This window comes from Vibrio sp. B1FLJ16, from assembly GCF_905175385.1.
GTDB lineage: Bacteria > Pseudomonadota > Gammaproteobacteria > Enterobacterales > Vibrionaceae > Vibrio.
The window spans coordinates 48,255-62,475 of record NZ_HG992750.1; the positions used below are offsets into that span (position 1 = coordinate 48,255).

The 14,221-nt window shown below is 45.3% G+C and carries 11 protein-coding genes; 8 read left to right on the top strand and 3 right to left on the bottom strand.

The genetic code is table 11. From position 1 onward, the window contains the following. Window positions 1-23: 23 nt before the first annotated feature. Together KHN79_RS14325 and KHN79_RS14330 are read right to left on the bottom strand one after the other, a co-directional pair. Window positions 24-2,573 carry a glycosyl hydrolase family 18 protein gene (locus KHN79_RS14325; protein ID WP_182010554.1) on the bottom strand — a complete coding sequence of 850 codons (2,550 nt, stop codon included), beginning with the start codon at window positions 2,571-2,573 and terminating at the stop codon, window positions 24-26. Window positions 2,574-2,907: 334 nt separating this feature from the next. Continuing rightward, on the bottom strand, window positions 2,908-3,402 hold the full coding sequence (locus tag KHN79_RS14330; protein ID WP_182010555.1) for a DUF2850 domain-containing protein: 495 nt from the start codon (window positions 3,400-3,402) through the stop codon (window positions 2,908-2,910). Between the two features lie 310 nt (window positions 3,403-3,712). Between KHN79_RS14330 and KHN79_RS14335 the strand changes: the two genes are divergently transcribed. Next, a complete protein-coding gene (locus KHN79_RS14335; RefSeq protein ID WP_182010556.1) occupies window positions 3,713-3,997 on the top strand; it encodes a pyrimidine/purine nucleoside phosphorylase in 285 nt (94 codons plus the stop codon). A gap of 404 nt (window positions 3,998-4,401) precedes the next feature. Continuing rightward, window positions 4,402-4,683, top strand: a complete 282-nt coding sequence (locus tag KHN79_RS14340) for a hypothetical protein (protein WP_182010557.1) — start codon at window positions 4,402-4,404, stop codon at window positions 4,681-4,683. A gap of 20 nt (window positions 4,684-4,703) precedes the next feature. On the opposite strand, the gene KHN79_RS14345 is transcribed toward KHN79_RS14340, so the two are convergent. Beyond that, complete coding sequence (locus tag KHN79_RS14345; protein ID WP_182010558.1) at window positions 4,704-5,867, bottom strand: GGDEF domain-containing protein; 1,164 nt, start codon at window positions 5,865-5,867, stop codon at window positions 4,704-4,706. 440 nt (window positions 5,868-6,307) lie between these two features. Between KHN79_RS14345 and KHN79_RS14350 the strand changes: the two genes are divergently transcribed. From KHN79_RS14350 to KHN79_RS14375, 6 genes are all read left to right on the top strand, one after another. Further along, entirely contained in the window at window positions 6,308-7,600 is a 1,293-nt protein-coding gene (locus tag KHN79_RS14350; RefSeq protein ID WP_182010559.1) for a carbohydrate porin, read from the top strand. A 148-nt stretch (window positions 7,601-7,748) separates the two neighbouring features. Then, complete coding sequence (locus KHN79_RS14355; protein WP_182010560.1) at window positions 7,749-9,755, top strand: methyl-accepting chemotaxis protein; 2,007 nt, start codon at window positions 7,749-7,751, stop codon at window positions 9,753-9,755. Between the two features lie 229 nt (window positions 9,756-9,984). Further along, window positions 9,985-10,989, top strand: coding sequence for a LacI family DNA-binding transcriptional regulator (locus KHN79_RS14360; RefSeq protein ID WP_182010561.1), 1,005 nt, complete (start codon window positions 9,985-9,987; stop codon window positions 10,987-10,989). 23 nt (window positions 10,990-11,012) lie between these two features. Further along, on the top strand, window positions 11,013-12,260 hold the full coding sequence (locus tag KHN79_RS14365; protein ID WP_182010562.1) for an extracellular solute-binding protein: 1,248 nt from the start codon (window positions 11,013-11,015) through the stop codon (window positions 12,258-12,260). 64 nt (window positions 12,261-12,324) lie between these two features. Further along, complete coding sequence (locus KHN79_RS14370) at window positions 12,325-13,314, top strand: sugar ABC transporter permease (protein WP_182010563.1); 990 nt, start codon at window positions 12,325-12,327, stop codon at window positions 13,312-13,314. Between the two features lies 1 nt (window position 13,315). Further along, window positions 13,316-14,200 (top strand): carbohydrate ABC transporter permease, encoded by an 885-nt coding sequence (locus KHN79_RS14375; protein ID WP_182010564.1) that lies wholly within the window; start codon window positions 13,316-13,318, stop codon window positions 14,198-14,200. The last annotated feature ends 21 nt before the right edge of the window (window positions 14,201-14,221 follow it).

Here is a 14,221-nt window from a genome sequence, read left to right on the forward strand (position 1 = left end):
GTTTTATTTATCTGGAGGGATACTTAGTTACAGCTTGCTGTACCTACTTCTTTCCACACGCCCCACTGGCCAGACTTAGTTGGATCTTCACCACGTGTCCACCACTTAGCTTCCCAGGTGCTGCCAGCGTGAGTAACCTGGTCACCACCTGTGTAGACGGTACCAGAGTCCCAAGCGTTGTCACATGTCACTGGATCAGTTACTGATGTGTGCTCAGCAACAACAACCGTTGCACTTGCCGTTGCTGATGCTTCGCCATCGCTGACACTCACTGTGAAAGCAAGGCTAGTATCTTGAGAGTACTCTGCTGCTGTAAAGGTTACTGTCGCGCCGTCTACTGTTGCAGCAAGGCCTTCAGGTAAGGTCCAGTTGAAGGTTAGGCTATCGTTATCTGCATCGCTGGAAGCTGACGCGTCGATCACTACCACATCACCTGCGTTCGCTGTTGCTGGTGCAGTGATTTGTGCTACTGGCGCATTGTTTTGTGGTGGCTCGATAACGCCGGCAGGCTTCACTGTTACTACAACCAGATCAGAAGCAGTAGCGCCTTTGTTATCAGTTACCGTTAGCTGGAACGTTAGTTGCTCTTCTGCAGTTACTTCCGCCACATCGAAGCTTGCGCTTGCGCTGTTTGCACCAGTCAGTGCTACTGCTGTACCTGATACTTGTTCCCAGGTGTAGCTTACGATAGTACCGTCAGAATCAGTTGATTGGCTGCCATTTAGTGTTACTGTTGCTGGACCTGTTACTGATTGGTCAGCGCCAGCAGCAGCTGTCGGAGCACTGTTTGGCTGTTCAATAATCGCGCCAGACATGCCTTCATGCATTGCATTCAGGATATCGCCGTTATCAGCGTCAATTTCCCACGAGAACAAACCTGCAAGGCCAAGAGTCTTAGCGTAGTTACCTTTTGCTAATACTGAGCGTTCGTCATCAAATGTGATCAGCTCACCTGTTGAACGGTTCCAAACCCAAGGTGCTTCTGCCTGTACATCATAGCCGTATTCAAAGCCGTTGATGCCAGTGTTGTTCGCACCGAGCATAAATGACTTGATGCCTTTGTAATCAATAACACCATCTTCCCAAACGCCTTGCGCAGTGCTGCCTTTCAGTTTACCTGTTGCAGTACCTGTCATCGGATCGTTTGGATCCGTTAATGTTGCTGGCATTACACCTTCCCAACCACGGCCATACATCGCTGTACCTAGAACCAGTTTGTTGGCAGGAACACCTTGAGCCAGAAGAAGCTGGATGCCGTTGTCAGCAGTGTACGCAGGACCTTTGAACTGCTCACCGTTCTCATCTACACCGCTGCCGTCACATTGACCAGGGGCCATGAACGAACCACAGTAAAGTGCAGTCTGGTGACCCGGTACGTTATTCCAACCGCCGTAGAAGTCATAAGTCATGGCAAAAATGTAGTCCATGTACTGAACAGCATCGGCGTAATCAACGTCTTCAATTTTGTCGTAACCTACACCGATTGCTGAAGTCAGTTCGTAAGTGCGGCCTGTTTCTGCCTCTAGCTCGTCTAACATTGCGCGCAGTTCACGCATCAACGCCACATACGCAGGGCCATCGTTCACAGTGTCACCGCGATCTGCAGCTTGACCGCCACCACCAGGGAATTCCCAGTCAATATCTACGCCGTCGTAGAATTTCCATGTCTTCAGGAAGTTCTTAACCGATGCTACGAAAGTATCGCGGTTCGCTTTGTCGACGAAATCAAAGAATGGGTCAGACAGAGTCCAGCCACCGATTGAAGGGATGATTTTTAGATCCGGATTACGTTGTTTCAATGCCATCAGCATTGCGTAGTTACCCTTAATAGGCGTGCTGTATTCATGACCAGCCTGAGGGAAACTCTTCTGGTATGCAGCCCATGGGTCATGGATAACGACTTCATAGTCAGAAACGCCGTTACAAGCTGTTTGCAGCGCGTTAAAGCTGTTACCACCAACTGATTTCACAGACTCATTTGGACCACAAATTGGGATGAAACCGTATAGGATGTGAGTCAGGTTGTCCGCTGGGATATTATCGACCGTGTACTCTCGACCGTAGATGCCCCATTCAACAAAGTAAGTACCCATCACGACGCTTGGATCTGTGCTGAATGATTTGTTGTTTGCATCCACATTCATGGTAAGCGGTTTTAGGTGAGAGCCATCGGTATCCGCAATTGTGATTTCAGCCGGAGCACTTTTCGCACAGCCTGTTTCATCACACGCTTCGATCTCCATCTGATACAAACCGCCCTGGCCATATTCGAACTCGGCAGTAGTCTGGCTACCGGTGATAGGGCCTGTCGCAACTTGTACACCATCAAAGTAGATGTTGTACGTGTCACCAGACGTGCCGCTCCATTGGTTGAATTTTACAGTAATTTTCGCTTGGTCATGGTAGGTCACCATGTTGTGGTAACCAGATGTCGTTTCCATTGCCAGTTCAATTTTAGAAAACTGAAGGTTGTTGGAACCATATAGATCAATACTTGGTGCTGTCGGAGCTGCGATAGTCGCTCCCGATAGTGCTAGAGCAACCCCAGCAGCACATAGGTTAAATCGAATCATAACTTCTCTCTCAATCCTTGGATTCATGTTCTGTCACAAACATAATCTGCTCCTGCACCAAGGAAGCACACCACGTGCAAAAGCATCCCGTTCAGCATTTCAGACTGTTTTTTTTTCGTCAAAAAAAATTAAAACGGTTTTCGAGTCAGCGGAGGGAAGTTAAATAAAATCCACATTTTGTTGCACGCAAAATGTAAGACTGAGTCAATAAACCACAAATATTGAGCAGCAGTGATTTTTATCGTTTACTCACTTGTACCGACATCAATTGCGACGCAAGTCTACTTATTTGTGGATTAAGTGATGAGAAGGGAGGAGGGGAAAGCGAGGGATTTCAGTCTTGCGTAAAGTGTTCACTCAATGCTGATCTTCTTCTTGATGCTGCGCCCGATTCCGAACCTTTCACCGTGTGCTCGAATCCTTTTCTGACAAAGCGCTGGTCCGGTATTAGTGGTTCAATCCGGTGTAGTTGTGGTGACAGGTGAGAGCCAGCAGTTTTGTAAGTTGTTTTTCCAAGGCCTGTGTGCAAGGTTATTACCGTGCCATCAAAATCAAATGTCGTAGTAACCAGGCGGTAATTTCGATACACCCCGTCAGGAGAGAAAGTGAGGCGTTCTGTCTGATAAGGCGGTGCACCGATTTCTATCCACTCACCATAGATTTTTTCAGGGTCGCGGAAGTCGTGGTAAGAGCGATAAAGCAGGTAGCAGGTCAATACCAGAAAAGAGCAGGCAAAAATGCCAAAAGCACTCTTTATCATAATCAGTTGATGCCGACGCCAGAATGAAGGCTCAGAATCGTTGTTTTTTATACGTCTGGTGCTGGGCATAAATCGAATCGGCTATTTGCTTGTGATTTTTAACTATGGTGTGAAGATTCTGTATTAAAACCAAATAATCTCGATACTGAGACGTTAAAACTATGATCCAACGGGCAATTTTACATTCAGAAACAACCTTACTGATTAAGTTGTAAATAGTATTTGTATTGCTATTCCGTCCGTTTAAAAAGCAATAATGCTTAAACAAGCAAATGTTCTGATGAGCCATGCATAGTTAGAAAATTAAGCATGATTGAGATGCTTGAGTCATGCTGAAAAACAGGGTAAAAAAGAGCAGATTTAAAAAAAGGAACTGATAATGAGTATCAAGGAAAACAGCTATTTTGCAGGCGGCGTAAAGTCACTAGGGTTTAGTCAACAAGGACAGGAAGTGAGTGTTGGCGTAATGCTTCCGGGCGAATATACGTTCGGAACCCAAGCACCAGAACGTATGACAGTTGTAAAAGGTGCTCTGGTAGTAAAACGCGTGGATGAAGTGGATTGGACAACGTACAGCAGCGGTGAGTCTTTTGATGTAGAAGGGAACTCATCGTTTGAGCTGCAGGTTAAAGAAGCGACTGCTTATCTGTGTGAGTACCTGTAAGTAGAATAGTAAACATGCGTGAGAGCCACCTTCGGGTGGCTTTTTTGTACTGGGCCGTTATAAAAGTTGGCTTTTAGGCAGCTTTAAATATCATTACAACGTATATACTTATACCCAAGTAACCTCAAGATGCTCGGTTCAGCGAGAATGACTTGGCTTACAGACGAGGCAACGATTTGATGATCTAGTGACTCTAAATCAAAAATCGTTAACAAAGTATGCAAGTCAAGGCATCTCGCCCTTTGGGAGCATGTCACTGAAACAATTTCATCGTCAAACAACTTGGAAAGAGCTCGCTATTCCTCTGCGTCGTTTTCCTTGAACTTGAATCAGTGACAATGCTCTGAACCCTGCAACTTGACGTCACTTGGGTATAACACACTCATCAATCCAAGGAGGAAGCGATGTCAGTACAACCTAAGCACACTGATTTGCCCCCTCGCTACGAGGTAACGGACTTCACAACAGAGCAAAGGCACCGATATACAACGGTGGCAAATGCCGCATTAAAAAGGCGGGATCTCTACAAACGCGCACTAGATAAAGATATGGTGGGGAAGTTGAAGCAACAAGCCTTGAGGCCTGTCGTTCCTTCCCAATCCGGAAAACGTAACCGGGCTAGACGCGTGATCTGGTTGTTGGTAACTTTGGTCACCGGCTTATGGGCAATGTATATGTTTTCCTAACTAGGCGAAATATAGAGTCATTAGTGCTCATTGGCCTGGGTAATGTTAGGTGGAACAACTTGCGGATTGCTTAACTCTTCTGCCTCAATACAGTCTTCATAATACGCGTACTGATTTTTACCAGTCTGCTTGGCAACATACATGGCTTTATCTGCACACCGCACCAGCTCAGATAATTCTGCTGCATCCTGCTTATAAATAGCAACACCAAGACTCATGGTGATTTCATGGATCATGCTATCCTCCTGGTGCCCGCCCGCGTACACGTTAACGATTCGCTGTAATACTTTGTTTAAGTCTTCTTTATTGTGTACGTCATAAAGTAACAGCACAAACTCATCGCCGGCAAATCTCGCAATTGAATAATCATGTTTTAATGTGCTTCGGTCTCTGTTACGAACACTGCTTTGCAGCCGGGAAGCAAAGGTTTTAAGGACTTGATCACCAACGTCATGTCCATAGTTATCGTTGATATGTTTAAAGTTATCGAGATCAAGAAATACGAGAGCGGTCAGGGCGCTATCATGAGAGTGATCAATATCATCCAGCTTTTGTTGTACCCAGGTTTCAAAGCTCCAACGGTTAGCTAATCCGGTTAATTGATCAAAATAAGCGAGCTCTTCTATTCCCTCACGGTAAAGGATTTGGACATAGTTGAGGATTTTAGCGTAGTAATAAGAAAACGTATGGCATACAAAACTGATGGCTAATAACGTCAATAAAAACCTGCGCTCAACCATGGGACTGTCGATCGGTAATTTATCTAAAAAAACAATACTAATGAATATAAATATTAGATAAGAGCAACTAAATATGAGTCCGACTTTGAACTCGTTGATTAGAATAAGTGCTACGAGAATAGGATAAAGCCACAAAATTGTTCCTGAAAGGGTGTCGTTAAACAGTAACAGGAACAGTCCGTCCAGCATAAGGATTGCACTGAAAAGTAAGTCAGCATACTGATGATGTTTTTGTACTCTTATCATGTAGCAGATACTTAAACAGGCTACGGCTGATAAAGAATATATTAAGCACAGACTCCAATGCTGTTCAAATGACTGGATAACAGCGCCATAGACTAAACATGTGGCAGCGATACTGGAGCAGAGAAAAACAATTTTCTTTTTTCTCGTTGAACCTATATCTGCCATTTCTTTTAAGCGAGCCCCTGCCAGCGTTGACATCGTATATCCTTATTATCATTTTTAATAATTATATTATGATTTACTTAACTACCGATAGAATAAATTGCCTCGGTATGTGAAGTAAATCATTGTAAATAATAGCATCATAAAACAAGCCTGTAGGAAATTTACTGACCATGAAAATTTCATTTATATGAAAGTTTTCATGGCAGGCATGGCTTATCCCTCGATTCCGAAGCTGATAAACGTGATTACAATTAAACAATGTTATGAAATGAAAGCGATTTCAAATACGGAGTTGATATCTTTTTGATTTTAACTTGCTGATTTTAATTAATAAAACTAACGTCAGGTTTCATGCGTTGTTTCATGTCATTTTAAGTTGTATTTACCTGTGAAGCGTAAACGGCTTTTCAAATGTTTCATTCCTTAAAATCCCTATTGAAATAATTACACCTACAAAAATTTAGGGACTAAAAATGAAAAACTTCAAAGTTTTACCTCTTACCTTTGCAGTGGCTGCCTCGCTTGCTTCTACTTCTGTACTTGCCGCAACAGCAGACATCTCTGATCTGGAACAGCGCATCCAAGAGCTTGAATCTAAGCTCGTGGAGCTGGACTATGTTAACGATCAACAACCAGCAGTATTGACCCCGGATACAGAAGTTCCTACGGGAATCATTTTCTCTGGTTATGCTCGTTATGGCGCTCATTATTCTTCTGGCGACAACCGCTATGTTGAAGTAGGAAGCACTGGTCGTTCATTAGGTCGTTTAGGCAACGAAGCGAATGGTGGTGAATTCCAGTTGGCTAAAATATTTCAGGCAGACAATGGCGCGAAGTGGGACTTAGTGCTCATGCTTGATGACTGGAATAACGACCAGTGGGGCTCTTCAGGTGGTGTAAACCTGAAAAAAATGTATGCCGGTGTGACTAATGTTTTTGAGAGCCAGCCAGAACTTTATATGTGGGCTGGTCGTGATTTCCATCAACGTCCGCAACAAGGTATCAACGACTACTTCTGGATGTCGCATGACGGTCAAGGCGCGGGTTTCAACAACTTAAATTTAGGTGGTGTGAAGCTGGATATGGGCTTTGTTGGTGCAGTTGACAGCGAAGACGGTGCGTTGGGTAATGACTCAGGACGTTACGCAATTACGTCGAAGTTACACGGCATTGATTTGGGTATCGGTAATCTCGATCTTTACGCAAACTACGGTTTTGCATCAGATGAAGCGAACTCTGCATCAGATCCTGATGTAAGCGACCGCACAGCCTGGCAAGTAGGTGCTGTATTAGGCCTTGGTAGCTCAAATAAACTTGTTATGAAATACACGGACGGCGCGGATAACTCGGCGTTTGATCTGTCAGGTGACGACTACAATGTGACTTACGTCAGCGTTGAGGGCGGTTACGGCGCATCAGATCAGTTCATTATTGATTACCTGGTTTCTTACAAAAACTTCTCCGGAACTGATACTGACGAGAAAAACGAGTACGCAGGTATTGTGCGTCCGCAGTATCAATGGGATGAAGTTCACTCTACATGGTTAGAAGCTGGCTATGCGATGGAAGACTTCGATGATGGCAGCGAAAAAACTGGTTGGAAAGTAACACTATCGCAAAACGTTTCTCTTGGTGGTTTACCGTGGAGCCGTCCGATGCTGCGTTTCTACACAACGGTAGGTGATGTAGAAACGAAAGGCCCAAGTGTCGAAACAGTAACCGCGGATACGGTAGCTGTCGGCGCTATGTTCGAAGCCTGGTGGTAATCACCTTTAATTAAACATCTTAACTCTCGTTAGTTTCAACAATGGCGCTCATTGCAACCCATTGAGCGCCGCTTTGCCTATTCTTAACCCAGTTTTGAGTCGCTTTTGCGGCTCTTTTTTTGCCTACAGAATGATAGAGAGGCACATTATGTCGCTTACTTCCGTTGTATCGCGAGTCTACCTCGGTTTTTTCGCTCTTATTGCTGTTACCCTTTGCTCTTCGTGGCTGGCTTTTCAAGGAACGCAGAAAATTACGTCAAAAATGGAGCTGATGACACACGATTCCACGCCGCTAATGCTTCGTTCATCTGAGCTTACAATTGATTTTCTCAATATAAATAGAAGCTTAACGCCATACTTTGCAGCTTCCTATATTGATGAATTAGAGCCCCTGAAGCTGCGTATTAACGATAAGATTGCAAAGTACCAAGAACAATTAGCTTGGCTTGAGGAAAGAGCGGTTCAAGATGATGGCGTCAGGGTAGTGCTGCAAGATATACAAACAACAAGTGAAGTCGTCTTGACTAAGATAGAGGAACTCCTTGCTCTGTATGTCCGTTATCTTGATTTAAAAGACCAAGACCTTTATGAACAATCACAGTTTCAGTCTCTAACGGCTCAAATAAACAACAATTTGGTTAATGGCCTTGCGCAAGCAAAGAGTCAGCAGGAGCTTGAGGCTCTAGAGCATTTGTTATCGCAGGTCGGCCTACTGCTCGGAGAGGTAAATGAAGCCTTTCCACTCCAAGAAACAATAGAACTTCGCTCTGTTCAGCGTCGACTCGAAAGTCGAAAAGAACGATTTGAAGAAGCACTCAATCGGGTTAAGTCACTATCTCCAGATATTTTTCAAAGGACTAAACAAGCAATATCCTTATTAGATCTGCATGCTTATTCTGAGCAAGGTGTCGTGAGCCAACATTTCCAAGCGATTGAAATGAGTGAAAGTTTACAAGAGCACAGGCATTTACTTGAGCAGGCGATCGATCAACAGTTAGCGCATATTGAAGCGTTAGCGGAATATGCTCAAGCTACGTCAAAAGTACTTTATGGTGAATCAACGGCACTCGCAGAAAAGACATTACAGGTGTTAGTGATTGTGGCGGTGATGGCGGTATGTGTTTCTGGTGTGATCGGTATCGGCATAGCAAATATGATTCGGAAACCAAGCCAGTTACTCACAGGAGTGCTAGGTAAAGTCGCCAATAAGGATCTCACTACCTCCGTTGGTTATAGTGGCAAAAATGAATTTGGTGAAGTTGCCAACAAAGTGAATCTGGTTATTGAGCACCTTTCAAATATTATTGAACAAATGCGCCAATCGGCAAAAGAACTAAAAAGCACCTCTTTAACCAATCAAGAAACCAGTTCGGCTTTCAATCAAGCCATCTCTGACCAAACATCACAGACAATTCTTGTCGCAACGGCTATGGAGCAGATCGAATGTTCCGTATCAGAGATCGCTGACTCTGCAAATCAGTCTCTTTCAATAGTTACTGAAGCAGTGGGTACTTCAACAGGTTGCCAGTCGGGAATGAACAAAACCGTCGAACAACTGAATATGTTATCTCAGCGTTTAAGTGAGTCGACGTTAACCATACGAGAAGTGGAAAAAGAAAGCGGTAGTATTGAATCCATTTTAGATGTGATATCCGGCATTTCGGAGCAAACGAATCTACTTGCTCTTAACGCTGCAATTGAGGCGGCTAGGGCTGGAGAGCATGGGCGAGGTTTCTCGGTTGTTGCTGATGAAGTTCGGGTTCTCGCCGCCAAGACGACGAAATCTACTCAAGAGATACAAGTCAAGATTGAGCAGCTGCAACATTGTTCCAAACAAGCTGTTTTACAAATTACCCAGTGTGTGGACGATATGTCTAGTTTTGTCGATCAAACACATAGAGTAAATGAGTCGTTGGTGGATGTTCATACTCTCTTAAATCAAATTGAAGATCGCAGTCATCAAATTGCTTCAGCTACAACAGAACATCAGTCTGTAGCTTCTGAAGTTACCGCCAATGTTAGTCGGATTCACAGCTTGGCAGAACAGAACTTGTTACGTTCAGAGCAGTTGGCTTTGCAGGGGCAGCAGCTCGAAAATATGGCATTGCGACAATCTAATCTTACTGAGGAGTTTAAATTGAAAGGAAATCATTAAGTGAAGAAATAAAGCAGTTTCATGAAACAGTTTCATGGAATGAAACGAAACTGCTGACCGCTTCATTCTTTCTGATATTGCCCGAATTTAAAGGGGTTTCGGTGTGATTTCTCTCACGATAACACTTCAGTAGATAAGAAATACTACCTGTCATGAAAGCGGTTTCGGGAGTGTTGTCTGTTCCCAGAAGCAGAATTGAATTTTGAGGCTTAGGCAAAAGAGGTTTCTTGTGGCGACGATTAAAGATGTATCTGAATACGCAGGGGTTTCTCAGGCTACGGTTTCTCGGGTGATCAACGGCACTAGCCGCGTGAGTCACGATAAGAAACTGAAGGTGGAGAAAGCGATTCAAGAACTTGGTTATCGCCCGAATTCCATTGCTCAAGCTTTAGCGTCCAGCCGTACCGGTAGTATTGGTATCATCGTACCGGAGCTCGGGGGACCGTTTTACTCAGGTATTTTGCACAGCATTGAAGAACGTCTGCGTCGTTTCGGCTATCACGTTGTCGTCACGGCGGGTTCTAATTCAGAGCAAAGTCAGCGTGAATCTGTGGAGTTCCTGTTAGGACGTCGTGTGGACGCAATGATTTTGCACACACAAAACCTGACGGATGACTATCTAATCGATCTGCAGGAAAAAGGTGTTCCAGTTGTATTGGTGAACCGCTTTATTCCTGAAATGGCACAAAGCTGCATTGAGATCGATAACGAATTTGGTGGCCAGCTGGCGACCGAATATTTGTTGCGAATGGGGCATCGCAACATCGCGTGTATCACCGGCCCTCTGGACAAATCCGATGCACGGGGGCGTCTGCAAGGTTACCGCAAGGCTCTTGAAGAGGCGGGAATCGAGTATGACGAAGCATTGGTTTCAGAGGCCGGTTTTACCGAAGAGTCCGGAGAAAGCGCAATGCGCAAGCTGTTAAAGCGCGACTGTCATTTTACTGCTGTCTTTGCCTGTAACGATCACATGGCTTTTGGAGCTTATGAAGTACTGAAAGCCCATGGTATTGATGTTCCTGCACAGGTTTCGCTGGTGGGATTCGATGACATTCTGTTTGCGCGTTATCTTACGCCAGCCCTGACGACAGTTAACTTCCCTATTGAGCTAATGAGTGCAGAAGCAGTCCAGCTCGTAATTCAAATTCTCAATAAAAACAAAAGAGATGTGAACTTCAAGCTGTCACCAAATCTGGTGGCGAGAAGTTCAGTCAAAGAACTGCATACCCTATAAAACGATAATTAAGGACAACAACAATGAAACTGAAAACTTTGACGCTTGCGGTGACCGCTGCTTTAAGTTTTGCTGCAACGGCAAATGCCGCTGAGGAATCTAAAATTCGCTTCGATGGTTTTCCGGATTTCGACAGCAGTCTGAAAGTTCTGCTGCCAGATTTCGAGAAAGAAACGGGCATTAAGGTTGATTATCTGATGAATAACCACGGTGATCACCATACTAAGCTGACAACCAACTTGGCAACGGGCTCTGGCGCAGGTGATGTGATTGTTGTTGACGTAGAAAAAATCGGTCCGTTCGTCGCATCCGGAGGCTTGGTGAACCTGTCTGAACAGTACGGCGCAGACAAATACGCAGAAAGCTTCGCACCTTATGCATGGGCGCAAGGCAAAGGAGCGGATGGTGATGTGTATGGTATGCCAGTCGACCTGGGCCCTGGTGTTATGTATTACCGCACCGACATCTTTGGCAAAGCAGGCATTGATATTAACGAAGCGATCAAAGATTGGGACTCATACATTGCAGCTGGTGAAAAACTAAAGCAGCAAAATATCCAGTTAATTGCTTCTGCTGCTGACGTAGCGCAAGCGATTATCTTCACTACCGTACCGGAAGGCGAAGGTTTGTATTTCGATAAAGACGGTAACCCAGTAGTAACCTCTGAGCGCTTTGTCCACGCGTTTGAAGTGGCGAAAGAGATCCGTGATAAAGGTCTGGATGGCCGTATCCTAGCATGGTCAAACGAATGGTATGAAGGCTTCCGTAATGGCACGTTTGCAACTCAGCTTTCCGGTGCTTGGTTACTTGGTCACCTGAATAACTGGATTGCTCCTGAAACGGCAGGAAGCTGGGGCGTATCGCACCTTCCTGACGGTATCTACGGTAGCTGGGGTGGTTCTTTCCTATCAATCCCGACTCAGTCAAAGCACCAGGATGACGCGTGGAAGTTGATCGAATACATGACGACGCGCCGTGAGATTCAGCTTAAACACTTTGAAACTATCGCTGCATTCCCTGCGAACACCACGACTTATGATGACAAATTGTTCGAAGAGAAAGTGGACTTCCTTGGTGGTCAGAAAGCTCGTTTGCTGTTTGCCGACGTAGCGAAAAATATCAAGCCAGTCGCGCCTGCAAAAGGAGACCACGTTGCTCGCTCAATCATTCTAGAGAACGCACTGATGGAAGTGCTGGACGAAGGCAAAGACATCAAAACGGCACTGAAAGATGCAGAGCGCATGATCAAACGCCGTACCCGTAACATGTAAGCAATTCGTTATTTGGTAAGCAAGGAGGGAGGGCACTATGCCCTCCTGATTAGAGGTCGTTACTATGAATCAGACAGCGAGCAAGGTTATGGAGACATCGCAGCGTGAGGGCATTTTTTCTCGCCTGAATTTGAAAGCGCTTACACCGTATGGCTTCCTACTGCCGTTTTTGATTATTTTTTCTGTTTTCGGGATTTTCCCTTTACTGTTTTCAATTTTTCTTTCTTTCCATGAGTGGAACCCTGTTGAGGGGCTGGGCGCGATGGATTACGTCGGGCTGGAAAACTACCACATTGCCCTGACTGACCCGTGGTTATGGCGTTCATTGAAAAACACGTTGTGGCTGGCTATCACATCAGGTGTGGCGCAGCACTTAGTGGCACTGCCTGTCGCGTACATTTTAGTATCACTGGGTGACCGTTTCCGTCACTGGCTGACGTCGGCTTACTTTCTGCCATTTATCACTTCGACGGTGGCAGCATCACTGATCTTCTTCAACATGTACTCGCCAAACTCAGGCATCATCAACCAAAGCCTGATGGCGCTGGCTGACAGCACACTGTTTGGCTGGGCATTCTCTTGGGTTAACGATTTTCAGCCAATCCGCTGGCTGGATGACGCGACGTTGGTGAAACCTTCTATCGCCATCATGGTGTTCTGGAAATACACCGGCTTTAACATCGTGCTCTACACCACGGGCCTGATGACGATTCCTAAAGACATTCTGGAAGCAGCACGTATGGACGGTGCGAACGCGTGGCGTCGATTCTGGAGTATTTCATTGCCAATGATTCGTCCGTTTATCTTCTTCGCGGTCACCATGACCATCATCGGTAACTTGCAGCTGTTCGAAGAACCGTTTGTTCTAACGCGCGGTACCGGTGGTACGGGGCAGTCTGGTTTAACCATCTCTATGTACCTCTACAAAGTGGGTTGGGAATGGTTAGAGATGGGCACAGCATCAGCGATTTCATGGCTGCTATTTATCTTGATTGCAGGCTGTACAGCGGTTCAATTCTTCTTCTTTGGTAAGAAAGGTTTAGGGGAGCAATAAGATGAGTACAAATACGTTACCTGCGGCGCAGCGTTGGCGCCCCAGCGACCGCAGCATAGAGATTTTCACCAAAGTACTGATGGTACTGCTCGGCTTAATCCTGATTGTTTCTGCCATCATGACCGTGTTCCCGTTTATCTGGTCAGCACTGCTTTCAACCCGAGACCGCACGGAGATCTTCGGTACTGGTATCAGCTTTGCTATTGGTGACAGCCTGGCGGTGAACTACGCCAAGTTATTAGAAATCATGCCTTTCTGGCAGGCGATGTTTAACTCTATCTACATCGCGTTTCTGGGCACTGCGATTTCATTACTGTTCTGTAGCATGGGCGGCTATGCGTTCGCGGTATACAAATTTAAAGGTAAAGGCGTGTTGTTTGGCATGCTGGTGGGCTCAATGATGATTCCGCCGGTACTGAGCCTGATTCCATACTTCATGATCGTGAAGTTTCTGGGGCTGCTCGATAACCATTTAGCGGTTTGGCTGCCATTTACTACCACACCATTTGGTATTTTCCTGATGCGTCAGCATGTGGTCGCATCGATTCCTAAAGAGCTGTTAGAAGCGGCGAAGCTGGATGGTGCTGGTGAATTTCGTACTTACTGGAGTGTGGTTCTTCCTTTGATGAAGCCCGCGCTTGCCACACTCGCTATCGTGCAGTTTGTCTTCTTCTGGAACATGTTCATGCAACCTCTTGTGGTTCTGACAACACCAGAGAACTACGTGATTACACAGGCACTGCGAAGCGTACAGGGCATTCCGAATACACCGTGGGGAGCGGTGATGCTGGGAACAACAATTTCAATTTTACCGTTAGTGATTACTTACTTATTTGCCTCAAAGCAGATGATCAGTGGGTTAACCTCTGGTGCGGTTAAAGGTTAAGCAAAATAAAAGGTTTTAGAA

Bases quoted from the DNA above. Each gene is read 5' to 3' on its own strand.
- KHN79_RS14325 (WP_182010554.1), bottom strand. From the start codon at position 2,573: ATGATTCGATTTAACCTATGTGCTGCTGGGGTTGCTCTAGCACTATCG.
- KHN79_RS14330 (WP_182010555.1), bottom strand. From the start codon at position 3,402: ATGCCCAGCACCAGACGTATAAAAAACAACGATTCTGAGCCTTCATTC.
- KHN79_RS14335 (WP_182010556.1), top strand. From the start codon at position 3,713: ATGAGTATCAAGGAAAACAGCTATTTTGCAGGCGGCGTAAAGTCACTA.
- KHN79_RS14340 (WP_182010557.1), top strand. From the start codon at position 4,402: ATGTCAGTACAACCTAAGCACACTGATTTGCCCCCTCGCTACGAGGTA.
- KHN79_RS14345 (WP_182010558.1), bottom strand. From the start codon at position 5,867: ATGTCAACGCTGGCAGGGGCTCGCTTAAAAGAAATGGCAGATATAGGT.
- KHN79_RS14350 (WP_182010559.1), top strand. From the start codon at position 6,308: ATGAAAAACTTCAAAGTTTTACCTCTTACCTTTGCAGTGGCTGCCTCG.
- KHN79_RS14355 (WP_182010560.1), top strand. From the start codon at position 7,749: ATGTCGCTTACTTCCGTTGTATCGCGAGTCTACCTCGGTTTTTTCGCT.
- KHN79_RS14365 (WP_182010562.1), top strand. From the start codon at position 11,013: ATGAAACTGAAAACTTTGACGCTTGCGGTGACCGCTGCTTTAAGTTTT.
- KHN79_RS14370 (WP_182010563.1), top strand. From the start codon at position 12,325: ATGAATCAGACAGCGAGCAAGGTTATGGAGACATCGCAGCGTGAGGGC.
- KHN79_RS14375 (WP_182010564.1), top strand. From the start codon at position 13,316: ATGAGTACAAATACGTTACCTGCGGCGCAGCGTTGGCGCCCCAGCGAC.